25 protein-coding genes are annotated in these 25558 nt (G+C 39.2%); 20 read left to right on the top strand and 5 right to left on the bottom strand.

Annotation, left to right across the window (positions count from 1 at the left end):
- The first annotated feature begins 46 nt into the window (after positions 1-46).
- The 8 genes from aroD (at position 47) to AC2117_RS08600 (ending at position 9194) form a co-directional block, all read left to right on the top strand.
- Positions 47-874, top strand: coding sequence for a type I 3-dehydroquinate dehydratase (aroD, locus tag AC2117_RS08565; RefSeq protein ID WP_133976275.1), 828 nt, complete (start codon positions 47-49; stop codon positions 872-874).
- 19 nt (positions 875-893) lie between these two features.
- Positions 894-2348, top strand: coding sequence for a nitrous oxide reductase family maturation protein NosD (locus tag AC2117_RS08570; RefSeq protein WP_133973367.1), 1455 nt, complete (start codon positions 894-896; stop codon positions 2346-2348).
- A gap of 68 nt (positions 2349-2416) precedes the next feature.
- Positions 2417-3736, top strand: coding sequence for a carbohydrate porin (locus AC2117_RS08575; protein ID WP_133973369.1), 1320 nt, complete (start codon positions 2417-2419; stop codon positions 3734-3736).
- 81 nt (positions 3737-3817) lie between these two features.
- Positions 3818-6247, top strand: a complete 2430-nt coding sequence (locus AC2117_RS08580) for a glucose/quinate/shikimate family membrane-bound PQQ-dependent dehydrogenase (RefSeq protein ID WP_133973371.1) — start codon at positions 3818-3820, stop codon at positions 6245-6247.
- A gap of 642 nt (positions 6248-6889) precedes the next feature.
- A complete protein-coding gene (locus tag AC2117_RS08585) occupies positions 6890-7357 on the top strand; it encodes a DUF6438 domain-containing protein (RefSeq protein ID WP_133973373.1) in 468 nt (155 codons plus the stop codon).
- A gap of 134 nt (positions 7358-7491) precedes the next feature.
- Positions 7492-7905: a YeeE/YedE family protein gene (locus AC2117_RS08590; protein ID WP_133973375.1), complete on the top strand. Its 414-nt coding sequence runs from the start codon at positions 7492-7494 to the stop codon at positions 7903-7905.
- 4 nt (positions 7906-7909) lie between these two features.
- A complete protein-coding gene (locus AC2117_RS08595; protein WP_133973377.1) occupies positions 7910-8323 on the top strand; it encodes a DUF6691 family protein in 414 nt (137 codons plus the stop codon).
- A 4-nt stretch (positions 8324-8327) separates the two neighbouring features.
- Positions 8328-9194 (top strand): MBL fold metallo-hydrolase, encoded by an 867-nt coding sequence (locus AC2117_RS08600; protein ID WP_133973379.1) that lies wholly within the window; start codon positions 8328-8330, stop codon positions 9192-9194.
- Between the two features lie 95 nt (positions 9195-9289).
- On the opposite strand, the gene pcaU is transcribed toward AC2117_RS08600, so the two are convergent.
- A complete protein-coding gene (pcaU, locus tag AC2117_RS08605) occupies positions 9290-10102 on the bottom strand; it encodes an IclR family transcriptional regulator PcaU (protein ID WP_133973381.1) in 813 nt (270 codons plus the stop codon).
- Between the two features lie 43 nt (positions 10103-10145).
- Positions 10146-11066: a LysR family transcriptional regulator gene (locus AC2117_RS08610; protein WP_133973383.1), complete on the bottom strand. Its 921-nt coding sequence runs from the start codon at positions 11064-11066 to the stop codon at positions 10146-10148.
- Between the two features lie 88 nt (positions 11067-11154).
- Between AC2117_RS08610 and AC2117_RS08615 the strand changes: the two genes are divergently transcribed.
- The 4 genes from AC2117_RS08615 to AC2117_RS08630 are packed head-to-tail and all read left to right on the top strand — an operon-like array spanning position 11155 to position 14990.
- Positions 11155-12396, top strand: a complete 1242-nt coding sequence (locus tag AC2117_RS08615; protein WP_133973385.1) for an acyl-CoA dehydrogenase family protein — start codon at positions 11155-11157, stop codon at positions 12394-12396.
- A 17-nt stretch (positions 12397-12413) separates the two neighbouring features.
- Positions 12414-13535: a phosphotransferase family protein gene (locus AC2117_RS08620; RefSeq protein ID WP_133973387.1), complete on the top strand. Its 1122-nt coding sequence runs from the start codon at positions 12414-12416 to the stop codon at positions 13533-13535.
- Positions 13532-14230 carry a histidine phosphatase family protein gene (locus tag AC2117_RS08625; RefSeq protein WP_133973389.1) on the top strand — a complete coding sequence of 233 codons (699 nt, stop codon included), beginning with the start codon at positions 13532-13534 and terminating at the stop codon, positions 14228-14230. Before AC2117_RS08620 ends, AC2117_RS08625 begins: the two co-directional genes overlap by 4 nt.
- Positions 14231-14246: 16 nt before the next feature.
- Positions 14247-14990, top strand: a complete 744-nt coding sequence (locus tag AC2117_RS08630; protein ID WP_133973391.1) for an SDR family oxidoreductase — start codon at positions 14247-14249, stop codon at positions 14988-14990.
- A 38-nt stretch (positions 14991-15028) separates the two neighbouring features.
- On the opposite strand, the gene AC2117_RS08635 is transcribed toward AC2117_RS08630, so the two are convergent.
- The 3 genes from AC2117_RS08635 to AC2117_RS08645 form a co-directional block, all read right to left on the bottom strand.
- On the bottom strand, positions 15029-16285 hold the full coding sequence (locus AC2117_RS08635) for an OprD family outer membrane porin (protein WP_133973393.1): 1257 nt from the start codon (positions 16283-16285) through the stop codon (positions 15029-15031).
- Between the two features lie 115 nt (positions 16286-16400).
- Positions 16401-17750 carry a spinster family MFS transporter gene (locus AC2117_RS08640; protein WP_133973395.1) on the bottom strand — a complete coding sequence of 450 codons (1350 nt, stop codon included), beginning with the start codon at positions 17748-17750 and terminating at the stop codon, positions 16401-16403.
- A 433-nt stretch (positions 17751-18183) separates the two neighbouring features.
- Positions 18184-18651, bottom strand: coding sequence for a MarR family winged helix-turn-helix transcriptional regulator (locus tag AC2117_RS08645; protein ID WP_133973397.1), 468 nt, complete (start codon positions 18649-18651; stop codon positions 18184-18186).
- 148 nt (positions 18652-18799) lie between these two features.
- Between AC2117_RS08645 and AC2117_RS08650 the strand changes: the two genes are divergently transcribed.
- The 8 genes from AC2117_RS08650 to AC2117_RS08685 are packed head-to-tail and all read left to right on the top strand — an operon-like array spanning position 18800 to position 25557.
- The gene (locus AC2117_RS08650) at positions 18800-19909 is read left to right on the top strand and encodes an amidase (RefSeq protein ID WP_133973400.1); all 1110 of its coding nucleotides are present in this window, start codon (positions 18800-18802) and stop codon (positions 19907-19909) included.
- A 36-nt stretch (positions 19910-19945) separates the two neighbouring features.
- Complete coding sequence (locus AC2117_RS08655; RefSeq protein WP_133976277.1) at positions 19946-21094, top strand: acyl-CoA dehydrogenase family protein; 1149 nt, start codon at positions 19946-19948, stop codon at positions 21092-21094.
- A 27-nt stretch (positions 21095-21121) separates the two neighbouring features.
- Positions 21122-21481 carry a hypothetical protein gene (locus AC2117_RS08660; RefSeq protein WP_000387554.1) on the top strand — a complete coding sequence of 120 codons (360 nt, stop codon included), beginning with the start codon at positions 21122-21124 and terminating at the stop codon, positions 21479-21481.
- A gap of 10 nt (positions 21482-21491) precedes the next feature.
- On the top strand, positions 21492-22019 hold the full coding sequence (locus AC2117_RS08665; RefSeq protein ID WP_133973402.1) for a nuclear transport factor 2 family protein: 528 nt from the start codon (positions 21492-21494) through the stop codon (positions 22017-22019).
- 29 nt (positions 22020-22048) lie between these two features.
- Complete coding sequence (locus AC2117_RS08670) at positions 22049-23326, top strand: aromatic ring-hydroxylating oxygenase subunit alpha (protein ID WP_133973404.1); 1278 nt, start codon at positions 22049-22051, stop codon at positions 23324-23326.
- Positions 23327-23336: 10 nt separating this feature from the next.
- Positions 23337-23822, top strand: a complete 486-nt coding sequence (locus tag AC2117_RS08675) for an aromatic-ring-hydroxylating dioxygenase subunit beta (RefSeq protein WP_004642994.1) — start codon at positions 23337-23339, stop codon at positions 23820-23822.
- A gap of 9 nt (positions 23823-23831) precedes the next feature.
- Positions 23832-24569: an SDR family NAD(P)-dependent oxidoreductase gene (locus AC2117_RS08680; protein WP_133973406.1), complete on the top strand. Its 738-nt coding sequence runs from the start codon at positions 23832-23834 to the stop codon at positions 24567-24569.
- Between the two features lie 34 nt (positions 24570-24603).
- The gene (locus AC2117_RS08685; RefSeq protein ID WP_133973408.1) at positions 24604-25557 is read left to right on the top strand and encodes a PDR/VanB family oxidoreductase; all 954 of its coding nucleotides are present in this window, start codon (positions 24604-24606) and stop codon (positions 25555-25557) included.
- Position 25558 lies beyond the last annotated feature (1 nt).

A 25558-nucleotide genomic window follows, 5' to 3' on the forward strand; every position in this document is an offset into this window, starting at 1 on the left:
ATCGCCCATGGATGCGTGTAGCCTTTTAAGGATGAACGATATGAACATGAAAACATTATTAAGCCTAAGTTTGCTTGCACTCCCATTTTTTACAGCACAAGTGAATGCTGAACCTGTTGCTTTAGCTACTCAAACACAACCTGCGGCTACAGCTGTTAAAACGATTGTTCCGATTACAGCAAAAACCAAAGAACAAGCTTTGGCACAAGCTCAAGTGATTGCAAATACAGCAGATGCTGATTTGGCAGAATTCCGTATCGATTTATTGAGTTTTGCTAGTGACACAAAGCAAGTGATTGCGTTGGGTCACGAATTGAAAAAGATTTTAGGCAATAAGCCAATGATTGCCACAATTCGTACTAAAAACGAAGGTGGCCAACTTGAAATTAGTGATGCGGATTATGGTAAGACTTATCAAGCTTATTTAAAAAATCCGTTCATGGACTGGCTAGACGTTGAAATGTTCCGTGATCAAAAAGTTGTTTCAGAAATCGTTCAAAAAGCACATCAAAAGAAAGTGCTGATTGTCATGTCTAATCATGACTTCCAAAAAACGCCAAGCCAAGATGAAATTGAAAAACGCTTATTAAAACAAGATCAAATGGGGGCAGATGTTCTCAAAATTGCAGTAATGCCAAAATCTAAACAAGACGTTTTTACTCTAATGAATGCGACTTTAAAAGTAAGTCAGCAAACCACTAAACCATTGTTGACCATGTCAATGGGGCAGTTAGGGACGATTTCTCGTGTTGCGACAGCCAATATGGGCGGAAGTTATAGCTTTGGCATGATTGGTGAAGCGTCTGCACCGGGGCAAATTGATGTGACCAAGCTCAAACAGATTTTAAAAACCGTTCAACCAGCAAACCCATAAATCATAAGGACATGATGAAATGAATACATTACGTTTAACTACTCTTGCATTAGGTTTGATGGTTTCAGGTGTAGCCGCTGCGCAGACTTATGTTGTTGACCGTTATCAGGACGATAGCAATAAAGGTTCTTTACGTTGGGCAATTGAGCAAGCCAATGCTAACCCAACCGATGCGAGCGAAATCTTGATTCAGGCAGTGGGCAAAGCACCTTATGCAATCAAATTAAACGGTGCACTTCCTGAAATTAAAGCGCCAGTCAAAATCATTGGCACCCAGTGGGATAAAACTGGTGAATATATCGCGATTGATGGTTCAAATTATATTAAAGGCGAAGGTGCGAAAGCTTGCCCAGGCGCAAACCCTGAACAGTATGGGACCAATGTGCGTACGATGACTTTACCGGGCTTAGTACTACGCGATGTAAATAACGTTACTTTAAAAGGACTGGATATTCATCGTTTCTGTATTGGTGTATTGATTAATCGTTCAAGCAACAACCTCATTCAACACAACCGTATTAGCAATAACTACGGTGGTGCGGGTGTCATGCTTACTGGTGATGATGGACAAGGTAACCCAACTGCAACCACCACCAATAACAACAAAGTATTGGATAATATTTTCCAAGACAATGGCGATGGTTTAGAACTAACCCGTGGTGCTGCATTTAACTTAATTGCAAATAACCATTTTGTTTCAACCAAAGCAAATCCAGAGCCGTCACAAGGTATTGAAATTTTGTGGGGTAATGACAATGCCGTAGTCGGTAATAAATTCGAAAACTATTCGGATGGCTTACAGATTAACTGGGGTAAGCGTAACTATATTGCCTACAACGAAATGACCAATAACTCGATTGGTTTTAACATGACAGGCGATGGCAACATTCTTGATAGCAATAGAGTTCATGGTAACCGTATTGGTGTCGCGATTCGTTCGGAAAAAGATGCAAATGCAAAAATTACATTGACTAAAAACCTGATTTGGGACAATGGTAAAGATATTAAACGCTGTGAAGCTGGCGGTTCATGTGTACCCAATCAGCGTTTAGGTGCAATTGTATTTGGTGTACCTGCACTTGAGCACGAAGGATTTGTAGGTTCTCGTGGTGGTGGTGTAGTTGTTGATCCATCGAAACAACAGAAAACATGTACTCAGCCAAATCAACAAGGCTGTAATGCTCAACCTAACCAAGCAATTAAAGCACCTAAATTAACCGCTAATAATGGTTCAGTTGCTGTAGAAATTAATGGTTTACCAAATCAACGTTATCAAGTTGAGTTCTTTGGAAATCAAAATGCAGCATCAAAAGAAGCTGAGCAATATTTAGGAGCTGCTACTGTTGCTACAGATGCGCAAGGTAATGCAAAAGCGAATTGGAAGCCAACTGTAAAAGTTGCCTCAATTACAGCGAATATCACTGATCGCTTTGGAGCGACGTCTGAACTTAGTTCGGCCGTACAAATTAAATAATAACAATAAGAGAAGCGCCTCAACCGAGGCGCAGCATAGAAATATAGAAATGATAAAAGGGACTTAAAATGCCGAATTTAATGAAACTGAGTGTGTTAACGATTGCTGTATTAGGCAGTCAATTTGCGCTTGCCAATGAGCCGTGGTCACAAGACCGTCAATGGTTACTTGGCGACTGGAATGGTGAACGTCAGCAATTAGAGCAACAGGGTTATAAATTTACTGCTTCTATTATGAGCCAAGCTGCCACAAATTTAGATGGTGGTTACAACGACAGCAATACTTTTGAAAATGCTGCACAACTTTCTTTAGGCGCAAACTTTGATTTAGAAAAAATTGCTGGATGGAAAGATACAACGGCCAGTTTAGTCGTGACTAAACGTGACGGGAATGCATTAACTCTCGAGCGTATTAAAGACCCGCGTTCTAGCCAATTAGGCAATGCTCAAGAAATTTATGGTCGCGGTAAAATCTGGCGTTTATCTCAAGCATGGGTCAAAAAAGGTTTTGCTGATAATACAGTACAGGTCAAAGTCGGTCGTATGGGTATGTCAGAGGACTTTAATGGTTCTCAATGTGAATTTCAGAACTTATTGCTTTGCGGTGGGCAGTTAGGAAAATCAATCGGTTCAATTTGGTATAACTCGCCAGTCGGTGTTTGGGCTGCAAACGTTAAATATCAATTTGCGCCTGAGTGGACTTTTGGAATTGGTGCGTATGAAGTCAATCCAGACAACATTAAAACCGAATCAAATAGTGATGGCTTTAATCTGGATATGAATAACGTAGAAGGTGCAACCATTCCAGTTGAACTTGCATGGAAACCAAAACTTGCTGCTTTTAATGGCTTACCCGGTGAATATAAAGTAGGGGCGTTGTACTCAACCGCAGAAGCGAATGACATTAAAACTGCGGGCAAAGTTCATGATGGAAAACAAAGCTTCTGGATTAATGCTCAGCAACAACTTACCCATAAAGGTGAAGATCCTAAACGCGGTTTATATGTAAGTTTGAACGGTGTGGTAAATGATAAAGCGACGACTTTTGTTCAAAGTACTCAACAACTTGCCCTTTGGTATAAAGGGCCATTTGATAGCCGTCCAAACGATTCGATTGGTTTTGGTATTGCCAATTATGTGGTCAATGATCGTGCTAAAGATAAGCAGATCGCAACGAACGAAAGTCGTGGATACTATAGCTATGATGCGATTGCATCTGACTATATTCCAATTCAAGACGACGAGCTAAATGTCGAATTGAACTATACCTACCAATGGTCTCCGGCCGTTATGTTACGTCCAAATATTCAATATATCCATCAACCTGCCGGTGTAAAAGCGGTCGATGACGCTTGGGTGACGGGACTGAGCGTAAAAGTCAATTTTTAACAATGTTGATGGCTGGTTAGACATAGTTTAACTGGCCCAAATGCTTGAACTATTGTGTTCAGTATATGTGGAGTAGGATCTATGTCTGAGTCAGATTCTAAGTTTCATATCTTATTCAAAATATGGTGTTTTCTATTAGGCCTAGTTTTATTGGCTACTGGTGTTTTTTACATCGTAGGCGGTGGAAAGCTAGTGTCATTAGGTGGATCTTGGTATTTCCTCATCGCAGGGCTGTTGATTACCATTTCTGCAATTAGTATTTTTCGTAAAAAAGCACTTGGTGTTTGGATTTTTGCGGCTGTTTTTGTTGGCACCGTAATTTGGTCATTTGTTGATGCTGGATGGGAATTTTGGCCGTTATTCTCGCGGTTAATGTTTCCTGCTGGTCTTTTTGCTGCATTGTTATTTACCTTACCTGCAATTCGACGTTACCAATTCCAAAGCAGTTTGGCATCCTCATCCTATGCGGTAGGTGGATTAGTTGTTGTTGGTATGTTGATTGCGTTCTATCAAATGTTCCAACCGCATCCAACAGTAGCAAGTTCAGGTGAAAAGCTACCTTTAGTACCAGTTGACCCTGCTAAAAAACAGGTGAATTGGGAAAATTATGGAAATGATGCAGGTGGTAGTCGCTTTGTTGCTCTCGATCAAATTAACCGAGATAACGTTCATAAACTAAAAGAAGCTTGGCGTTTTAGAACAGGCGATTTTACAACAGGTAGTGGTAATGGTGCTGAAGACCAAATGACCCCGCTACAAGTTGGAAATAAAGTCTTCTTATGTACACCACATAATAATATTTTTGCGATTGATGCGGACTCTGGTAAACAGCTTTGGAAAGCTGAAGTGAACTCTAAAGCCGATGCTTGGGAGCGTTGCCGTGGCGTTGCATATTTTGATTCAACCAAGCCACTTGTACAACCAACTTTGGCTGGTGCAAATCCAGTAACCACAGTTGCAACCAATACGACATGTCCACGTCGTTTATATACCAATACACCAGATGGTCGTTTAATTGCAGTGAATGCAGATAACGGTCAGCGCTGTGCTGATTTTGGTGTCAATGGAACAGTTGATCTGTTAGAAGGCCTTGGAGCTGGAACCAAAGCGCCACGTTTTGAAGTGACTTCTGCACCGACTATTGCAGGCACAACCATTGTGGTGGGTAGCCGTATTGCCGACAACGTTGCGGCAGATATGCCGGGTGGTGTGATCCGTGGTTATGACGTCATTACGGGTAAACTTCGTTGGGCATTTGACCCGCGTAATCCAGATCCTAATTACGTTCTTAAACCGGGTGAAACTTATAAACGTAGTTCGGCAAACTCTTGGGCTGCAATGTCTTATGACCCGCAAATGAATACGGTGTTCTTACCTATGGGTAGTTCATCTGTCGATATTTGGGGGGGTAACCGTAATCCGTTAGATCACAAGTACAACACTTCTGTTTTGGCACTTGATGCGACAACAGGTAAAGAAAAGTGGGTATATCAAACTGTTCATAATGATTTATGGGACTTTGACTTACCAATGCAACCGAGTTTAGTTGACTTCCCATTAAAAGATGGTACGACTAAACCAGCTGTTGTGATTGGAACCAAATCAGGCCAATTCTTTGTACTTGACCGTGTAACGGGTAAACCACTGACCAAAGTGATTGAACAACCAGTTAAGCCTGCAAATATTCCGGGTGAACAATACAGTGCAACCCAACCACGTTCTGTTGAAATGCCACAAATTGGTAATCAGACTTTAACTGAGTCAGATATGTGGGGTGCAACGCCGTTTGACCAACTCATGTGTCGTATTAACTTCAAGTCAATGCGTTACGAAGGTCTATTTACTGCACCGGGTACTGATGTTTCATTAAGCTTCCCAGGCTCTTTGGGGGGTATGAACTGGGGAAGCATTGCCTTTGACCCGACACATCGTTATATGTTTGTCAACGATATGCGCCTTGGCTTATGGGTTCAATTGATGGAGCAAACTCCTGAAGATATTAAGATTCAGGCGAATGGTGGAGAGAAAGTAAACACAGGTATGGGTGCTGTACCAATGAAAGGTACGCCATTTAAAGTAAATAAAAACCGTTTTATGTCTGCGCTTAGCATTCCGTGTCAAAAACCACCATTTGGTACCATGACTGCCATTGACTTAAAAACTCGTCAGGTCGCATGGCAAGTACCGTTAGGTACGGTTGAAGATACAGGGCCTATGGGTATCAAAATGGGCTTAAAAGCACCAATTGGTATGCCAACTATTGGTGGACCAATGGCAACGCAAGGCGGTTTGGTTTTCTTTGCAGCAACACAAGATTACTACTTACGTGCTTTTGATTCATCTACAGGTAAAGAACTGTGGAAATCACGTATGCCAGTAGGTAGCCAAGGAACCCCGATAAGCTATGTTTCACCGAAAACAGGTAAACAATACGTGGTTGTTACGGCAGGCGGAGCTCGTCAGTCTCCTGATCATGGCGATTATATAATCGCATATAGTTTAGAGAAGTAACTTAATGGGCAAAAGAAGAGCATTCTTCTTTTGCCTTTAACTTTAATACATTTTTTATATTAAAATAATAGAGTAATTCCTATTGTTTTAACTAGATAGCTTTACCAAATAGTAAAAAAGTGCTTTAACTTGTTGCAAAACCTAAAATATTCCTACGATTGATAATGCTTGAACACTAGATATAGTCGAACGATTAGGTATTTTTTCACAATGTTTTACCTATAAATAAAATCTATTTGTTTATTAAGTTTTGTTTAACTTAAGGTTGTGAATTTTAATTAGAAATAAACATTATTGACTTTTTAGTCCTAAAAAGTAGGATTTTTTTGCTGGAAAAACAAGCGTAAATATATATTTATATTATATTTATATAATTTATAGCATTACGTTAGAATGGTCATCGCAGGTTATTACTACCCAGTAATAATTTGTATTTCAGGAATTTAAGCTTTTATTGGCTTAAGGCTCATCGCAAGATGGGCCTTTTTTTATGCGATTTAGATCATAATATTTGATTATTATAAAAATAGCCTAAGCATAGACAGATATGAATTAATGAAAACAATCACAAAAAATAGTCTTTAATGACAAGAAGTGTATGATTTGATAAATTAAAGCCACTTGATAATAATAGGTGATACGATGAGATTTTTAATTCTTGCAACTTTATCTGGTTTAGCTTTGATGGGTTGTGCTTCTGTTCAGCAAGCACCGAATACACAAGAAACTATTCGTTATGCTTCTAGCCCATGCTTTGGTGCATGTCCAATCTATTCTGTAGAAGTAGCACCTACAGGTTTAATTCGTTTTGAAGGTAAACAATACACTAAAGCTATAGGCGTTAAAGAAATTCAAGGCAGTATAAAAGACTATCAAAAACTTGTAAGCGATTTAAAAACTTATCGACCAGAAACAGGTACACAAGCGAAATCTGGTGGATGCCAGCAAACCGCGACTGATATGTCTAGTTATTATATTTCGTGGATTCAAGCAAATGGGACAGAAACAAAGTTAAGCCACTATAAAGGATGTATGTCTCCAGCGAACAATAAACTGAATAAAATTATGGATAGCTTGCCAGAGCAGTTAGGCATTAAAGATCTAATTTAATGGTAAAAGCCCCAAGAGTTTGGGGCTTTTTCTTGTTAAGAAAATTTATATACTTGGGAGTTTTATCTTAAGTATTTCTAAAAGAATAAGCGTATAATACATATTATAAAAACATATATTGTTTGGATTAAACTATGTCAAATATTGTCTATGCCATTTTAGGCGGTTTACTACTAGGCATTGCAACTATTGGTTATTTATATATAAACGGACGTATTGTAGGGATTAGTGGGTTAATCGCTCAAATCATTAAGCCGTCTAAAGACACGTTTAAAGGCTCTGCATTCTGGTTCATTGCGGGATTAATAATTACACCTTTCATATATGGTTATTTTTATCAGCCTGAAATTGAAATTAAAGCCAATATATTTGCACTTATGTTAGCAGGCGTACTTGTTGGTTTTGGAACACGGCTCGGATCTGGTTGTACAAGTGGCCATGGCATTTGTGGCATGAGCAGGTTATCAAAACGCTCAATGATAGCGACAGCAGTTTTTATGTTTGCTGGCATGTTAACTGTTTATATCATTCGTCATGTGTTGGGATAATCCTATGAAAAATATCTTTGCTTTTATATTCGGTAGCTTGTTTTCATTGGGTTTAATGATCTCTGGCATGTCTAATCCTGAAAAAGTTTTAGGTTTTTTAGATATCTTTGGGCAGTGGGATATTAGCTTAATGTTTGTGATGTTAGGTGCAATTGCTGTGGCATTTATTCCATTTCAAAAGGCTATAAAAAGCCCTAAAACACTTTTTAATGAACAAATTCAATTACCAACCCATACACAGATTGACCAAAGATTAATTGCTGGGGCTTTTATTTTCGGTATAGGCTGGGGAATAGCAGGGATATGTCCAGCGCCTGCTTTAACGCTTATAGGGTTAGGACATTTTGAAGCGCTTTATTTTATTGTCGCTATGTTATTAGGGATGTTGATTTACCGAGTCTTAAATAAAGGAAATTAAACCTATGCAACAACCTCTAGTAAAAGATTTTTTTGATGAAAATACCAATACTTTTAGCTATGTTGTTACAGATTTAGCAACTCGCCAATGTGCCATTATTGATAGTGTGCTTGACTACGATGCAGCGTCGGCAACAACAAAAACAACCAATGCTGATCTGATTATCGATTATGTTTTAGCTCAAAACTTTAAAGTGCAATGGATATTGGAAACACATGTACACGCAGACCATATGACTGCTGCCCAATATTTAAAAGCCAAATTAGGTGGAACTATTGCGATTAGTAAGAAAATTGCAGTTGTTCAAGAAACCTTCTGTGCTATTTATAATTTTGAATTTAAGAAATTTAATGAAAATCAACCTTTTGATTATTTATTTGAAGACCATGAGCATTTCAAAATAGGGGATATAGCAGCCTATAACATTCCTACGCCTGGGCATACACCCGCTTGTTTAAGCTATGTGATTGGTGATGCCGTTTTTGTGGGTGATACATTATTTATGCCTGATTATGGTTCGGCTAGATGTGACTTTCCCAAAGGAAGTGCTGCTGCGCTCTATGACTCTGTACAACAGCTTTATACACTTCCTGACGACATGCGTATGTTTTTATGCCATGACTATAAGCCCGAAGGTCGAGATGAATACATCTGCCAAACAGATATAAAAACTCAAAAGCAAAGCAATATTCATTTAAACCGACAAGTTTCTAAAGAGTCATTCATAAAAATGCGTCAAGAACGAGATGCAACTTTAGCAATGCCAAAACTAATCTTGCCTTCAATTCAAATTAATATGAATGCAGGAAATTTTCCGGAACCTGAAGCGAATGGCATCCGTTATTTAAAAATACCATTTAATTATTTTTAGAAATAGCCTAAGCATATCCATCCAGTCATTACCAATAAACAAAATAGCCTAAGCAAATAATAAAATTTATCTCATAAAAATAGCCTAAGTATGATTTAAAGAACTTGTCTCAAATCCCGCGAAGTCTCTTGCAATAAAGGCAAAATGTGTTGTATTAAATATTCTTCAGTTGTTCTCATGGTAGGTGAAACAATATTTAAAGCAGCAACAACTTTAAAGTCTTGTCCATAAATAGGTACGGCGAGTGCATGAACACCTAATTCATGTTCTTCACGTGAATAACACCAATCTTGTTCTCGAATCTCTTGTAGTAACTCTAAAAATTTATCGTTTTCAACATGCGTATATTTGGTTAAACGCTGTAGCGGGTATTTTTGAAGCCAGTCCAATTGTTCTTCTTGACTTAAATGTGCCAGTAAAATTTTACCCGCCGAGGTCGCATGAGCAGGTAAGCGATTACCCAAGTGTAAACCGTATGGATTTACACGGTCAGTTTGTTGGTGTGCCGCACTACGCGCAATGGTAATGGCTTCATAACTATCAAGTACCATCACTGAATAAATCAGAGATGTTTGGTTGGTTAGAAGATTTAATAGAGGCTGAGATACTTTTGGAAGCTGAGCTGCACCTAAATAAGCCCCTGAAAATTTCAGAACTTTGGGGGTTAAATAGTAATAGTGGCCATCTGATTCAAGATAACCTAGATATTCTAAAGTTAATAAATGGCGTCTTGCTGCTGCTCGAGTAAGTCCGGTTTTTTCAGCTGCCATAGAAATATTTAAACGATGTTGATTGCTACTAAAACTATCTAGAATTGACATGCCTTTACCAATACCAGCAATGTAGTCTTCATGACGAATCGTTTTTTTATTGTCCTGATTCTGGATTATTCGTTCATCTTTACTCATGACAGGTCCTTGTACGATGTAGGCGTTAGTAGATCAATTTGCTTTACTGAAAAAGTTTAATAATTTCATGTCGCAAAAATTGATGCCTTAAATTATCCCTTAAATCTTCATGCCAAAACATCCCCATTTTGATATTGGTCATCTCAAATGGGAGTGAATGCAACCGAATTTCCGAACTATAGGATAAATGCTGCAAAATCATTCGGGGCATAGTCAATATTGCGTTGGCTTGAGCTCCCAAAACTTGTAACGCCGTTGAGTAGTTTTGACAGCGCATGAATACATTTCTTGAAATTTTTTGATGTTGGTTTAAATAAATATCTTCAAGTAAAGCACCCGTACGGCGTGATGAAACACCGATGTGTCGACCATTGATATAACTAGATAAATCGACTTCTTTAAGTTGACTGCAAATGACAAACTCATCTGTTACCAGATGGTCAAAGCTAATTTTTGGAGATAAGTATTGTTCTAAATCAATCACGAAATCGAGCTGCTGTGTGGCCAAGTCCGTCATAATATGTTTTCGATCTAGCTTCATACTTACAAACTGCAAATCTAAATTAAGATTTTGAAAATGTTGAGCAAGTCTTGGAAGAATAATAGGCTCAATTTCATCATGCACGGCGATTTTTAAGTTTTTTAAACTGGTTGGGTCAAAGACATGTTTCTGCTGGCTAATATTTTGAATGGTTAAAAGCGCTTGCTTCACAGTGGGGTAAATCTGTTCTGCAAAAGGCGTGGCAGACATTTTATTGCCTACACGTATAAATACATCATCTTCGAGCTGTTGGCGTAACCGTTGCAAAGCATGGCTTGCTGCCGATTGCGTAATATTGAGGCTACTTGCAGCATTCGAAATACTTTTTTGCTCATAAATCGCGATAAAAAGAGGATATAAATTGATATCAATTCGATGGAAAAAGCTTAAGTCTAGACCATGCAAGTTATGAATATTATTCATGAGGTATTATTTAATAAAATCATTTCATTCATATTAAGTTTCAAGTTATGGTGATGTAAAGACAAGATAATGATGTAAAGGAAAAAGAATGTTTGAACTATCAAAAACAGCTCAAGATTTTGTCGAGCGAACAAGAAGATTTATTTTAGAAGAAATAGAACCTGTTGAAGCCCAATTTTGGGAAGAAGTTCATGAGTTAAATCCGGATGGAAACTGGAAAGAGTGGCAGTGGCCTGAGCTTTTAGAAACGCTGAAATCTAAAGCAAAGCAAGCTGGCCTTTGGAATATGTTTTTACCAGATGACAAGTTGGGTGCTGGTTTAACAGTTCAAGAATATGCTCACATTGCCGAATTAACCGGTCGTAGTTTATTGGCACCCACTGTTTTTAACTGCAATGCACCTGACACTGGGAATATGGAATTGTTATGGCGCTATGGTAGTGAACAGCAAAAACAGCAATGGCTACAGCCGTTATTAGATGGAAAAATTCGTTCGGTTTTTTGTATGACTGAACCAGACGTTGCTTCAAGCGATGCAACCAATATGCAAGCTACTGCACTCATAGAAGGTAATGAAATCGTTTTAAATGGCAAAAAATGGTGGTCTTCTGGTTTAGGTGACCCAAATGCCAAAGTCATTATTTTTATGGCGCACACACCAGATGAAAGCAAAGACCGCCATCATCAACACTCCATGGTTTTAGTACCTATTGATACGGCGGGTGTTGAAATCCAACGTATGTTGCCTGTATTTGGTGACTACGATGCACCACATGGGCATGGTGAAGTTCATTTTAATAATGTTCGAGTACCTTTTGATAACTTTATTGGTGGAGCTGGTCAAGGTTTTGAAATTGCTCAAGGCCGTTTAGGACCTGGTCGTATTCATCATTGCATGCGCTGTATCGGCGCTGCTGAAAAAGCACTAGAACTCATGATTGATAGAGGTATGTCTAGAACGGCGTTTGGCAAAGAAATTTTAAAACTCGGTGGGAACCTCGAACGGGTAGCCGATGCGCGGGTAGCGATAGACCAAGCTCGGCTTTTAACCTTGTATGCAGCCTATAAAATGGATACTTTAGGGAATATGGCCGCTTTAACAGAAATATCTGCAATTAAAGTGGTGGCTCCAAGTGTTTTAGAAAAAGTAGTCGACATGGCGATTCAGCTACACGGCGGTGCGGGCGTTTCAAGAGATACACCATTAACCGGTTTCTTTGCTCAAGCACGCAGTTTACGTTTAGCTGATGGTCCAGATGAAGTACATAAAGGCATGATTGCCAAATTAGAGTTAGCCAAACGTGGTTACGGTCGTCATAAGAAAGTATAAGTTTAAAGGAAATTAGAATGTCGGTAATTGATATAGGCGGTGAAGTACGTGAAGGTGAAGAACTTGATATTGGGGCAGTTGAAAACTGGTTAAAGGGCCAAGGCGTTGAGTTGGTCGGTCCAGCAGCCGTTACTCAATATACGGGTGGGGCTTCAAATTGGACTTATCGTTTAAAGTATGAAAATACCGATTTAATTTTACGACGTCCTCCAAAAGGAACAAAAGCGAAGTCTGCTCACGATATGGCCCGTGAATATATGGTGCAAAAAAATCTTGCGCCTTATTATCCGGTACTTCCTAAAATGGTGGCACTTTGTCAGGATGAAAGTGTCATTGGCTGTGATTTTTATGTGATGGAACGTATTGCGGGAATTATTCCTCGTGCAAAATTACCGCCTGAGCTTGGTTTTAATGAAGAAGATGTTCATCAACTTTGTATAAATGTGCTTGATAAGCTCATTGAATTACACCAAGTCCCTTATGAAAACACGCCCTTAGCTGAATTGGGTAAAGGAGTGGGATATTGCCGCAGACAAGTTGAAGGTTGGGACAAGCGCTATGCAAAAGTTAAAACGCTCAATGTTCCTTCATTTAAGTACGTTCGAAAATGGCTAAATGATAATATCCCTCAAGACTCTACGACTTGTATTATTCATAACGATTGGCGATTTGATAATGTGATTTTAGATCCAACGCATCCAACTGAAGTGATTGGCGTGCTGGATTGGGAAATGGCAACCTTGGGTGATCCATTAATGGATTTAGGCAGTGCTTTGGCCTATTGGGTTGAGCCTACGGATAACATGATTTTTAGATCGACACGCCGTCAGCCTACCCATTTAAAGGGAATGTTTTCTCGTAAAGAAGTTGTTGATTATTACCTACAAAAAACAGGTCTGAACCCTCAAAACTGGGCTTTTTATGAGGTATTTGGTGTATTTCGTTTAGCCGTGATTGCTCAGCAAATCTATTATCGCTATTACCATAAACAAACCCGAAATCCAGCTTTTAAAGATTTCTGGATCGTCATTCATGCGTTACATATAAGAGCTTTAAAACTTATTGGACAGCAAAAAATTCAAGAATCGGAATTTGCTCAGCAATCTCTACAGAAAATACAGGGTATTTTAAGAAAATGACCACAATTTATCTGGTAAGACATGGACAGGCATCATTTGGTAAAAGTAACTATGATAAGTTGTCTGAAAATGGTGAGGCTCAAGCGACTTTATTAGGGCAATATTTTAAGCAAATATTGAAAGAACAACCTTATGTTGTTGCAGGTACTATGCAGCGCCACGAGCAAACTGCACAACTCGCATTAAATGAATGTTTTCCCGATGCGGTGATTAATCACAATAGTTTATGGAACGAGTTTAACCATCAACAGGTTTTTGCACGTTATGAACCGCGTTTTGAACAACCTGAACTGTTAAAAGCTGATGTAGCACAAGAACAGAATCCGCGTGCATATCTTGCCAAAATATTTGAAGGTGCGATTGGACGCTGGACTGATGGCGATTTTCATCATGAATATGATGAGTCATGGCCGCATTTTAAAGACAGAGTTGAAACCGCACTACAACAACTTTGTGATGAATTGGCAAAAACCAAACCTCGTTATGCAGTCGTTTTTACCTCTGGTGGTGTGATTTCTGTAGCAATTGGCAAATTGCTTGAACTGAGTCCAAATCGAACTTTTGCCTTGAACTGGGCAATTACTAATACAAGTCTCACCACTTTACGTTTAGTTGGAAATGAAGCTCAGGTTTTAAGTTTAAATGAACATCATTTTATTAAAGCTGAACGTCCAGATTTACTGACATGGATTTAAAAATAAGGATAAAAGCATGGCAAAGACAATTTTAATTACAGGCGCAAGTTCTGGTCTGGGCGCAGGTATGGCCCATGAATTTGCAGCGAAAGGCTATAACTTGGCGATTTGTGCACGCCGTTTAGACCGACTAGAAACTCTAAAAACCGAACTTGAAAATGAATATGGCATTCAGGTGCTTGCAAAAAGTCTAGATGTGACTCATTACAATCAGGTTTTTGAAGTTTTTCGTGCATTTAAGCAAGAGTTTGGCTATTTAGACCGAATTATTGTCAATGCCGGAGTCGGAAATGGTCGCCGTATTGGTAAAGGCAATTTTGAAATTAACAAAGCCACCGCTGAAACCAACTTTATTTCTGCTTTAGCGCAATGTGAAGCTGCGGTTGAAATTTTTAGAGAGCAAAATGCAGGCCATTTGGTGGTGATGTCATCTATGAGTGCCATGCGTGGATTACCAAAACATTTATCGACCTATGCGGCAAGTAAAGCTGCGGTTGCGCATTTGGCTGAAGGTATTCGTGCTGAATTATTGAGTACTCCAATTAAAGTTTCAACAATTTTCCCAGGTTACATTCGCACTGAAATGAATGAAGGTGCGAAACATTTGCCATTTGAAGTCGATGCTAAAACAGGATGCAAAGCACTGGTCAAAGCTATCGAAAAACAACCTGTAAAAGCTTATGTGCCAAATTGGCCATGGTTGCCGATGAGTATTGCAATGAAGGTCTTGCCTTTAAGGTTGGTCAATAAATTAGGATAAAAATTACCCCCTAAATTTTAGGGGGTAATTTTTTATATTTAAAACTTCTTGGTGTAATTGACAAATAAACGATCTTCACCAAAGTCATTGCCATGTTTGACGTTGTAATCAATACGAATATATTGCAGGGCAACACCTTTTAAGAACGGCTGTTGAAACGCATAGTTCAGAATGACATTTGACTCAGTTTCATGGTTTTTCTCGCCATTAGCTGCTTTAAAGTCATGTCCATAAACATATTTCACCATCGCATTTAAGCCCGGCACATAGTCCTTAAAGTCGTAGCCATACATCACATGGTAAGACTTTTCATCTTCTTTAAAGAAACCAGTAGCGTTCCAGTTAATGAAATAGGTTTCAGGTAAGAAGCCATCCGGTAATGGGTAAGCTGATTCACCAATAATTTGTTGATAACCTACACCAAAGGTATGGTTTTTTACTTTTACCGTTTCAAGTAGGCCGATATTCTGCGCATCAATGTCAAAAGTATTGCCATCATCTTTTGCATTGAAGTATTTAAACTTGGAAGTCAGGGCAAAAGTTGGTTGTTTCCAAGTATGTTCAAGCCCTACATAGTGCTTGTTATACAGATCTTCTAAATTACCAAAGTAATATTCACCCTTTAAAGACGGCGTAAATTGATAACGCAGGTCAATATAATTCAAACCATCAGATTCTTTAGTAATTCCATTTGCAGTGAAAGAAAACTTTTTAAAGTCTTCTTCATTTCGTGGCGAGACTTTTTCAACCCGACCAATTTCGGCATAAAGCTGATCTGAAAGTTGCGACTTAAGATTGGTTCCCCAATATGAAGTAAGTAACTGACGGCTCGCATCGACAGCAGTTACGGGTAAATCTAACCAGAGTTCACCCACGCTTAGTAATGTTTTGTCATAACCCAGCTTTAATGTAGCGCCGTATTTTAAATAGTCCGATGCCTGAGATTGAGTGTCTTTGTTAAAAGGCAAAACGGTGTCGGCGACATGTTTGTCTGAACTTAAGCGCACGGCGTATTGAACAGAAGCATCGGCACCAATGGTAATTGGCTTATCTGCAATTTGCAGTGGGGTGTCATGCATTTTCGATTTATAAAATAACGATGCTGCCTGAGACCAACTTCCCGTATCTTTGAGTGCATCATTATCAAAATTACGATTGATATAGGCATTCTTTAAAGTGAATTTCCATTCATCTTCAGTTTGCTGATTCGGATTTGCAGCCCATGAATTGCCACACATCAATACTAAAGTTGCTATAGCTAAAGTCTGAGGTTTAAAGCGATGTAATAATTCCATAATCCATTTCCAAGATAGATGCGCCAGTCCTAGGCATTACGTATTGTGAAATATTTGTGTCGTACTCCCTAAGTTCTTATAGGGAGCGTTGTTAAATAGCAGGTGTTTGCTTCAATTAATTTAATTTTTCAAGCTTCATGCTTTCACTAAAGAATTTGCAGCCTTTGAAAAGCAAAATTAAAGCCAGTACACAAGAGAACCCACCAACAATAGATAAAGAAGAACCCACCATTAATGGATTACCAAAAACTTTATCTGTAATGATTGCTACTAGCGTTGTGCCAATACCAAGCCCAATTAAGTTACTGACCAAAAGGAAGAGGGCAGAAAGACGTGCTCTAAATTGATTTGGGGCCAACATTTGTAACGCAGTTGCCGAGATCACCAGAGGGAACGATGCAAAGAACATCGCTGGAATGAGTAGACTCACTGAAAGCCAGAGTTGGTCAGTTTGAGTAAAAAATGAAATTGGAATAATAAGACCAACAATACCAATCACTCCGGTAATCATCGGAGCATCTTGGCGTCCTTTTTTAATAAACCAATCATTTAACCAACCTGCACAAAACACCCCTAATGTATTGGCAATTAACAGAATCGTACCGAGCATGTAACCTGTTTCTGTTGGAGCGAGTTGAAACTTACGAATATAAAATGCAGGTGTCCAACTAGTAAGACTGTACAGTGCCATAGCATAGAAGGTAAAACCTAAATAGTGACAGGCAAAGGTTTTTGAATGCTTTTTAATAAACTGAAGACATTGTGTAAATTTAACTTGGTCAACTTGACCATTTTGGTTGAGCTGCTGTCCTTTACGTGCTGGGTCTTTAACTGTCAGGATAAATAGCAAACCAATAATGATGCCGGGTAAACCCACAACCAAAAAGGCGATTTGCCATGCTTTAATAGCGCCCAACAATGGAACCTCAATTAAAGTCACGCCTTTAAGTAAGTTAATGACATAGCCACCGACTAAAAAGGCAATACCACCACCTAAAAAAGCGCCAATCGAATAGATACCAACAGCGCGGCCTAACTTGTCCTTGCTGAACATATCGCTAAACATTGAATATGCAGCAGGAGATAAAGCAGCTTCGCCCACACCAACGGCCATACGGCTTAAAAATAGTTGAATGAAGTTTTTACTTAAACCACAAGTGGCTGTTGCCAGACTCCAGACAATAATACCGATAGAAATCAGTTTCGGGCGTGAAAAACGGTCGGCAATATAGGCTAGAGGTAAACCCATTACGGCGTAAAACAGTGAAAAGGCAAGGCCATGTAATAGGCTAAACTGAGTATCTGAAAGTTGAAGATCGGCTTTAATTGGCTCAATCATCAGTGCCAGAATTTGGCGGTCAATAAATGAAAATATGTACGCTAACATACAGAGTACGACTACATACCATGCATATGCATTGGTTTTCTTTTGTGTCCTTTCAACAGCGATATTACTTTGGTTCATACACTTAATCCTTATGTATAAAACTCTTTTAGAGAAGTTGAATCTCGGCTATCTATGTTTCCTAAAAGATAGTTTGGTTTCCCCCCAATAACTTTTGAAAAATAAATAACCTATTTGATTGAAGAATTGCCTTACATACAAACTGTATATACAGACAAAGATAGTTAAAGAAGAGGGTTAGAATTCCTATATAATGGAAATATTATTTTCTTTTTATATGTAAAATTCCATTACTTATTAAGTATGTTTAGATACCTAATAGGTATTTAAACAATCAGAAAATTTATAAATGACTATGAATTATAGAAAGGAAAAGAAGAATGAAACTTTTAGCTTTTTGATAAATATTAATAATTTTTAGAGAGTCGCAGAAGATCATATCGGTTTTCTGCTGACTCTTTCATGTTTAAACAAGATAAATAAGAAATCTAAGTTAGCTTGAAGGCATCAGATCAAATAATTTCTTCAACTGGTTATTTAGATTGTGGAGTTCATCTTCTGAAAAAGCATTCAAAATACCAGCTAAGGTCACAACACTAATCTGATTAATTTGTTCAACCAGCTCAATACCTTTAGCAGTTAATTTCACCATCGAGATCCGTTCATCGGTGGTAGAGGAGTAGACCTCAACAATTTCATCTTCAACTAATCGATATACCGCCTTGGTTGCAGTGGTTAATTTTAAAGTAGAAAGATTGGCAATGTCGGTAATACTGGCTTCACCTAAAGCATTGGTACTTAAAATAATTTTACGGCGTGTATTGTCGATACCTAGTTTTTTTATTGATTTTTCAATAAGTTGTGAATATTTTCCATTAACTTGGGAAATCCAAAAAAAAGGGAAATTTTGAATACTCGACGGTTCTTTATTAGGAAGAAATTGTTCTAAATGATCAAGCATAGCTAAGCAATAACTTAGGAAAAAAGGGTAATCCTATTATAAACAAAATTTTGCATATTTCCTTGAGTACAAATTATAAAAAATACTTGACAATTCCACTAAATTTTCTCATATTCTAATTAATAGATAAAAATACATGGAAAAGTGAATGAATATTATTAGCCAAAGCGTGCGCAAAGGAAGTGGCAAGCTCAAGGTCATGGTTAAAGACACAATTGATATTCAGGGTCTAAAAACCATTGCTGGCAGTCGAGCTTTATTAGGTGTTGAACCAGCTCAAGATGATGCTGAAGTCGTTAAAAACATTTTAAAAGCAGATTGTGAAATTACTGCGAAAACGAATTTGCACGAATTGGCTTTTGGCATTACCGGCATTAACCATGCTTTTGGTACACCCGTTAATCCAAAATATCCTGAACTTATTCCTGGCGGGTCTTCAAGTGGCTCGGCTGCGGCTATTGCAGCAAAACAAGCTGACTTCACTTTAGGTACCGACACGGGTGGTTCTATTCGTATGCCCGCTGCGTGCTGTGGAGTTTATGGTTTAAAACCGACTTTTGGTCGTGTAAGTCGAAAAGGCGTATATCCGTCGTCCAGTTCTTTAGATTGTGTTGGGCCTTTTACAAGTTCAGTCGAAATGATTGAAAAAGCCATGCAAATTATTGACCCAACTTTCAAGCCTACTGAATGTACTAGCGCACCCAAACTTGCTGTTCTCGATGTAAAAGCAGATGACATTATTTGGAATTGTATTCGTCAAGCACTTCAAAAAGCGAATTTACAGACCACTTTAGAAAAAGTTGAACATTTTGAAGCTGCTTTTGACGCAGGCATGCAGATTATTAATTATGAAAATTGGCAAGCTTTTGGTGAGTTAACTCAAACGGGCTTAATTGGTTCTGACGTAAATAACCGTTTATTAAAAGCTGCTGAAACTACCTTAGATCAAGTAAAACAAGCAGAAATTGTGAGACAGCAGCTAACTCAAGAACTCGATGCTTTATTAGAAAAATATGATGCATTGATTTTACCAACACTTCCGCAAATTCCACCGAAAGTTACTGAAGCTGAAAATACAGTCGCTTTTTTGAATCTGACGGGTTTAGTTCGTCCATTTAATTTATCAGGACATCCCGCCATTTCAGTACCACTTGAAACCAGTGAAGGTTTACCTGTGGGCTTACAGATCGTATCGAAGCATCAAAAAGATGAGCAATTATGCGCAATAGCTAAATTTTGTGTTGATGCAATGCAATAAATTACAAGGAGTTAGATGATGAATAAGTTGTCTAAAATGGAGTTTGCTTCTCAAGACCAAGCAATAGATTTAGCTGCTTTGTGTCAAGAAATTCGTGAGCGCGCCTGTACAGGCGAATTCGATAATCAGGCGTATGTGAGCCAAGACATTATCGAAAAACTTAAACAGATTGGTGTTTACCGTGCATTAGTTCCAAAACGTTTTGGCGGTGAAGAATGGTCACCACGACAGTTTTGCGAATTAATCGAAACTTTATCTAAAGCTGACGGTTCAGTGGGTTGGGTAGCAAGTTTCGGTATGAGCCCTGCGTATTTAGGAAGTTTGCCAGAAGAAACGCTTAAAGAATTGTACCAAAACGGGCCAGATGTGGTCTTTGCTGGAGGTATTTTTCCGCCGCAGCCTGCCGAAATTACCGATGAAGGTGTAGTGGTTCGTGGACGCTGGAAATTTTCAAGCGGTTGTATGGGAGCCGACATTGTTGGTGTGGGGATTTCACCGCTTAAAAATAATGAAATGCAAGGCTTACCACGTATGGCAGTGATGCCTGCAAAAAAAGCCAAAATTGAAATGACATGGGATACCGTTGGCCTAAAAGGTACTGGAAGCCATGATTTGGTGGTCGAAGATGTATTGGTCGAAAAGAAATGGACCTTTGTACGTGGCGAACCTTCAAAACTAAGTGAGCCATTTTTTAAATATCCGTCACTCTCTTTAGCCACTCAAGTATTAACGGTGGTGGGTATTGGTGTTGCTGCTGCTGCATTAGAAGAATTTGAAAAATTGGCACCCGGTAAAGCATCTATTACAGGCGGGTCAGAAATTGCAAACCGCCCAGTCACTCAATATGAGTTTGCTCAAGCAGATGCAGAGTTTCAGGCGGCAAAATCTTGGTTTTATCAAACCATGGACATTGTCTGGAATGAAATTATTGCTGGTCGTGAAGCAACTGCTGAACAGATTAGCGATATGCGTTTGGCATGTACCCACGCAGCTCGAGTTTGCGCCAAAGTGACCCGAAAAATACAAATGCTCGCGGGCATGACAGCTATTTATACCAACAATCCATTTAGCCGTTTTGTTAATGACACAAACGTGGTGACTCAGCATGCCTTTATGGGCGATGCAACATTACAAAATGCAGGATCAATCAGTTTCGGGTTAAAACCAACCCCAGGTTATTTGTAAGTTTTTAATTTTTAAAAGGATATTGAGATGGAAGCTAAAAAATCATTACGTGTTTTATTCTGCATGGGTATTAACCAAAACTTTTTTGATGCGGAACCTGCTGAAGCAAAAGCAGTTTGGGCAGCATTTGGTGAAATGTGGAATGGCATTCATGACTTACCGGGCGTACATGTTTTTGGAAATCTTGATGATGACCAAAGTATGGTTGGTCCAAGTGCAGGTTGGCCATGGACGACATACTTGCTTGCAGATGTTCCAGATATTGAAACCGTACATGCCGCTTGTAATTTGTTTAGAACGACAGTGGTGGGTGAAGGTCCATACAAACTTTGGAAATATTGCAAAGTTGAAGCTCGTGTTGGGCGCGAATTGATTATCCAACGTTAAGGCGACTGTAATGACTGACAAAGTGAATATTGCAGAAATCATGGAACGGTTAGAACAGTTGGAAGCCCATAACGCTATTCGTAACTGTCTGAACCGTTATATGGAAATCTGCGACGAGCTCAATGCAAATACAGATCTTGATGAGTTAATGAATCTTTTTGATCAAGACTGCATTTGGGAAGGTATTGGTGAGAAATATGCCAAATCTTTTGGTCGATATGATTCTTGGCAGTCGATTTACGACATGTTTAAAAGCTATACCCAAAAAGAATCTCACTTTGTCATGAATGCGCACTTTGTAAATTCAGAGCAAATTTATGTAAATCAAAATGATGCGAAAGCTTCATGGCTTATGTTGCAAACTTCAACTTTTAAAGATGGCCGTAGTCATCTGAATGCAGCAAAGCTCAATGTGAAGTTTCAAAAGCAAGCAGATGGAATATGGAAAATTAAACATTTCCAAACACAGAATATTTTCAGTCGTCCCGTATCGCATTGGCACAGTGAAGCTGAACTGCCAGTACCTTCCCAGGAATGACCCAGGACATATTTAAAAGGACTATTGATATGAACAGTATTATCCCGACGCATAACATTGGCACTGATTACGAAACTTTAGTTAAAAGTGACCGTGCCCATACTTCTCTTTATAAAGATGAGCGCATTTTTGATGAAGAAATGGAAAAAATCTTTTATAGCACTTGGGTGTGGGTTGCTCATGCCAGCGAAATTCCAGAAGGTGGAAGCTATAAAACCATTAACATCGGTAAACAGCCTGTTGTTGCGGTACGTGACCGTAAAAAGAAAGTCCATGTACTTTTAAATCGTTGCCGTCACCGTGCAGCAACCGTATGTGAACATAAAAAAGGCAAAACCAACAGTTTTGTATGTCCGTACCACGGTTGGAGCTATGCATTAGACGGTAGCTTACGTGGTGTGCCATCTCCGGAAAGCTACGGTGATTGTTTAGATAAATCTGAGTTACCGTTGGTTAGTCTGCGTGTAGAAGAATATAACGGCATGATCTTCGCTTCATTTAAAGAAGACATTCAGCCGCTTGAAGAGTTCCTTGGACCTGCAAAAAAATGGATTGACCTGTTTATGAAACAAGGTGCGGGTTATCCAATTAAAGTGTTGGGCGAGCACCGTTTCCGTTTCCCTGGTAACTGGAAAATTCAGCTTGAAAATACAACCGATGCATATCACTTCCCGTTGGTACACAAGTCATTCTTAAGTTCTGTTGATGAAAAAACCGAAGAACTCTTTAACTTTGAAAACCAGCCGGGCTTTGTTGAAGATTTAGGTAATGGTCACAGTGTGATGGTGATGATTCCTGAACTGGTTGATTTAGATGAAGAGCTCATGGAACGTCCAATTCAGGAACGTTTTGAAGACTTAGCTCAAGCTTTGCGCGACGAAGGCCATGAAGAATTAGAAGTGCGCCGTATTGTGCGTGCAGTCGGTGGTTCTGGCTTCAACTTAAATTTATTCCCAAATATTGCATGCTCAATGGCGTTCTTCCGTGTGTTACAGCCAATTTCAGTTGCTGAAACAGAAATTCATCACTCGGTGATTACGATGGATGGCGGTCCACAAATTGCCAACCAATACCGCTTGCGTTTGCATGAACATTTCCAAGGTCCATTTGGTTTTGGTACACCAGATGACTCTGAGGCTTGGGAACGCGTACAACACGGCGCCAATGCTGGTAATGATTTATGGATCATGTTGAACCGTGGTTTACCGGGCGAAGTGCAAACTGAAGATGGCTTAAAAAGTGATGTCAGTGCTGAAACAGGTATGCGCGCCGCCTATCAGCAGTGGAAAAAGATGATGACGGCTTAAGGAGAGAGCAATGAATATGAATCTGCAATTATTAAATGAAGTCACTGCTTTCATCTGGGCTGAAGCAGATATGTTAGATCACAGTGAATACCGTGAATGGCTCAATTTATGGAATGAAAAAGGTGTCTATATCATTCCGATTGACCCAAACCTAACCGACTACGAAAACAATCTAAATTATGCCTATGACGATAACCATATGCGTACTTTACGTGTAGAGCGTCTTGAAAATGGTGAAGCGATTTCAACTGCACCTAAGGCAAATACCGTACGCAGTGTTTCTCGTGTACGTGTTATTCAAGACCAAGATAATGAAATCGTTTTACGCTGTGCTCAAAACTTACGTGAGTTCCGTAAAGAAAACCTCAAGCATTACACCGCAGATATTACTTACCATTTGGTTCGTGATGCTGATACGGGTTTTAAAATTAATCGTAAAATCATCAACTTGGTTAATTCAACCGATACCTTAGCTGGTATTAGCTACATTCTTTAGGAGCAGCAAATGAAACAAGTTGTTTTAGTGACAGGGGCTGCTTCTGGACTCGGTAATGTTATTGCTGAATATTTTGCGAGCCAAGGCCATCAAGTGATTTTGTCAGCCAGTACGCTTGAAAAGGCCGAAAAGGCAAAGGCGCAAAGCCAGCATGCACAAAATATGTTTCCCTTGAAATTAGATATTTCGGTCGAAGCAGATTTTCATGCAGCGGTGCAATGGATTGAAGAGAAATTTTCAAAACTTGATGTGTTGATTAACAATGCAACTGTCACTAAGGCAACTCCGGTATTAGAAATTACCGCAGCCGATTTTGATTGGGTGACTCAAGTCAATCAACGTGGCACTTTTCAGGCTTGCCAAATTATTGGTCAATATATGGCTAAGAAAGGCTATGGACGCATTATTAATATGGCGTCTTTGGCGGGGCAAAATGGCGGTACTGCAACAGGTGCACACTATGCGGCAACCAAAGGTGCCATTGTCACTTTAACCAAAATTTTTGCCAAAGAATTTGCAGCAAAAGGGGTGACGGTCAATGCGATTGCACCGGGACCGATGGAATCACCAATTGTTCATAGCGTGGTGCCAGACGAAAAAATGGAACAGTTCATCCAGAATATTCCGGTTAAAGCTTTAGGAAGTATGCATTTTATTGCCGAAACTTGTGGGTTGCTCGCGAGTCCAAATGCGGGGTTTGTGACTGGTGCAACATGGGATATTAACGGTGGTTTATTCATGCGCTAAGCATGTAGCTTAAGCATGAAAAGGGAGTTAAATCATGACTACACTTTATGATGTTGTCGTTAAAAATCGCCATGTTGAAGGCGGAAATATTGCAGTCATGGAATTTGAGTCTGCAACTTCTGCAAGATTGCCAAAAGTTGAAGCGGGTGCGCATATTGATGTGCATTTACCAAATGGCATGGTGCGTCAATATTCACTTTGCCAAAATCCAAATGACGAAGGTAAGTTCCGTCTTGGTATTTTACGTGACCCTGAATCACGTGGTGGCTCAGTTTCGGCTTTTGATGAAATCAAAGATGGCATGCAAATTCAGGTGAGTGAGCCAAAGAATTTATTTCCACTTTTAAAAGCCAAACACAGTGTACTGATTGGTGGTGGAATTGGAATTACACCGTTAATCACAATGGCATATCAACTTGCCTCTGAAGGCACATCCTTTGAGCTTCACTACTGTGGCGCTAGTGCTGAAAACTGTGCTTTTGTTGATGAAATTAAAAATGGTGAGTTAGCAAAATACACAACCTTCCATTTTAAATCCGAAGGTGCAAGCCACAGAGCGTTTTTTGAGTCTGCCATTAAAGATATTGATCTTGAAAGCCATATTTACACTTGTGGTCCAGTCGGTTTTATGGACTGGGTGATTAACCTTGCCACGACTCACGACTTTCCTGAGCAGCAAATCCACAAAGAATATTTCCAAGTCGAAACCGACACTTCTGGAGATTCATTTGAGGTGGTGGCAGAGCGTAGTGGAAAAATCATTATGGTTGAAGCAGGTGAAACCATTTTGCAGGCTTTGGCTAAAGAAGGCATCGAGATTGAAATGTCTTGCGAGCAAGGCGTATGCGGAACCTGTATGTGCGATGTGATTGAAGGCGAACCTGATCATCGAGATGTTTATTTTACTGATGAAGAAAAAGCCAGCAATGAGCAAATATTGGTGTGCTGTTCGCGCTCTAAAACACCGAGACTAGTTTTAGATATCTAAT

Source organism: Acinetobacter calcoaceticus (assembly GCF_900520355.1).
GTDB classification, from domain to species: domain Bacteria; phylum Pseudomonadota; class Gammaproteobacteria; order Pseudomonadales; family Moraxellaceae; genus Acinetobacter; species Acinetobacter calcoaceticus_C.

What these genes read in the sequence shown, in the direction of transcription:
- aroD (WP_133976275.1), top strand. Translation starts at nt 47, where the DNA reads ATGAAAACATTATTAAGCCTAAGTTTGCTTGCACTCCCATTTTTTACA.
- AC2117_RS08570 (WP_133973367.1), top strand. Translation starts at nt 894, where the DNA reads ATGAATACATTACGTTTAACTACTCTTGCATTAGGTTTGATGGTTTCA.
- AC2117_RS08575 (WP_133973369.1), top strand. Translation starts at nt 2,417, where the DNA reads ATGCCGAATTTAATGAAACTGAGTGTGTTAACGATTGCTGTATTAGGC.
- AC2117_RS08580 (WP_133973371.1), top strand. Translation starts at nt 3,818, where the DNA reads ATGTCTGAGTCAGATTCTAAGTTTCATATCTTATTCAAAATATGGTGT.
- AC2117_RS08585 (WP_133973373.1), top strand. Translation starts at nt 6,890, where the DNA reads ATGAGATTTTTAATTCTTGCAACTTTATCTGGTTTAGCTTTGATGGGT.
- AC2117_RS08590 (WP_133973375.1), top strand. Translation starts at nt 7,492, where the DNA reads ATGTCAAATATTGTCTATGCCATTTTAGGCGGTTTACTACTAGGCATT.
- AC2117_RS08595 (WP_133973377.1), top strand. Translation starts at nt 7,910, where the DNA reads ATGAAAAATATCTTTGCTTTTATATTCGGTAGCTTGTTTTCATTGGGT.
- AC2117_RS08600 (WP_133973379.1), top strand. Translation starts at nt 8,328, where the DNA reads ATGCAACAACCTCTAGTAAAAGATTTTTTTGATGAAAATACCAATACT.
- pcaU (WP_133973381.1), bottom strand. Translation starts at nt 10,102, where the DNA reads ATGAGTAAAGATGAACGAATAATCCAGAATCAGGACAATAAAAAAACG.
- AC2117_RS08610 (WP_133973383.1), bottom strand. Translation starts at nt 11,066, where the DNA reads ATGAATAATATTCATAACTTGCATGGTCTAGACTTAAGCTTTTTCCAT.
- AC2117_RS08615 (WP_133973385.1), top strand. Translation starts at nt 11,155, where the DNA reads ATGTTTGAACTATCAAAAACAGCTCAAGATTTTGTCGAGCGAACAAGA.
- AC2117_RS08620 (WP_133973387.1), top strand. Translation starts at nt 12,414, where the DNA reads ATGTCGGTAATTGATATAGGCGGTGAAGTACGTGAAGGTGAAGAACTT.
- AC2117_RS08625 (WP_133973389.1), top strand. Translation starts at nt 13,532, where the DNA reads ATGACCACAATTTATCTGGTAAGACATGGACAGGCATCATTTGGTAAA.
- AC2117_RS08630 (WP_133973391.1), top strand. Translation starts at nt 14,247, where the DNA reads ATGGCAAAGACAATTTTAATTACAGGCGCAAGTTCTGGTCTGGGCGCA.
- AC2117_RS08635 (WP_133973393.1), bottom strand. Translation starts at nt 16,285, where the DNA reads ATGGAATTATTACATCGCTTTAAACCTCAGACTTTAGCTATAGCAACT.
- AC2117_RS08640 (WP_133973395.1), bottom strand. Translation starts at nt 17,750, where the DNA reads ATGAACCAAAGTAATATCGCTGTTGAAAGGACACAAAAGAAAACCAAT.
- AC2117_RS08645 (WP_133973397.1), bottom strand. Translation starts at nt 18,651, where the DNA reads ATGCTTGATCATTTAGAACAATTTCTTCCTAATAAAGAACCGTCGAGT.
- AC2117_RS08650 (WP_133973400.1), top strand. Translation starts at nt 18,800, where the DNA reads ATGAATATTATTAGCCAAAGCGTGCGCAAAGGAAGTGGCAAGCTCAAG.
- AC2117_RS08655 (WP_133976277.1), top strand. Translation starts at nt 19,946, where the DNA reads ATGGAGTTTGCTTCTCAAGACCAAGCAATAGATTTAGCTGCTTTGTGT.
- AC2117_RS08660 (WP_000387554.1), top strand. Translation starts at nt 21,122, where the DNA reads ATGGAAGCTAAAAAATCATTACGTGTTTTATTCTGCATGGGTATTAAC.
- AC2117_RS08665 (WP_133973402.1), top strand. Translation starts at nt 21,492, where the DNA reads ATGACTGACAAAGTGAATATTGCAGAAATCATGGAACGGTTAGAACAG.
- AC2117_RS08670 (WP_133973404.1), top strand. Translation starts at nt 22,049, where the DNA reads ATGAACAGTATTATCCCGACGCATAACATTGGCACTGATTACGAAACT.
- AC2117_RS08675 (WP_004642994.1), top strand. Translation starts at nt 23,337, where the DNA reads ATGAATATGAATCTGCAATTATTAAATGAAGTCACTGCTTTCATCTGG.
- AC2117_RS08680 (WP_133973406.1), top strand. Translation starts at nt 23,832, where the DNA reads ATGAAACAAGTTGTTTTAGTGACAGGGGCTGCTTCTGGACTCGGTAAT.
- AC2117_RS08685 (WP_133973408.1), top strand. Translation starts at nt 24,604, where the DNA reads ATGACTACACTTTATGATGTTGTCGTTAAAAATCGCCATGTTGAAGGC.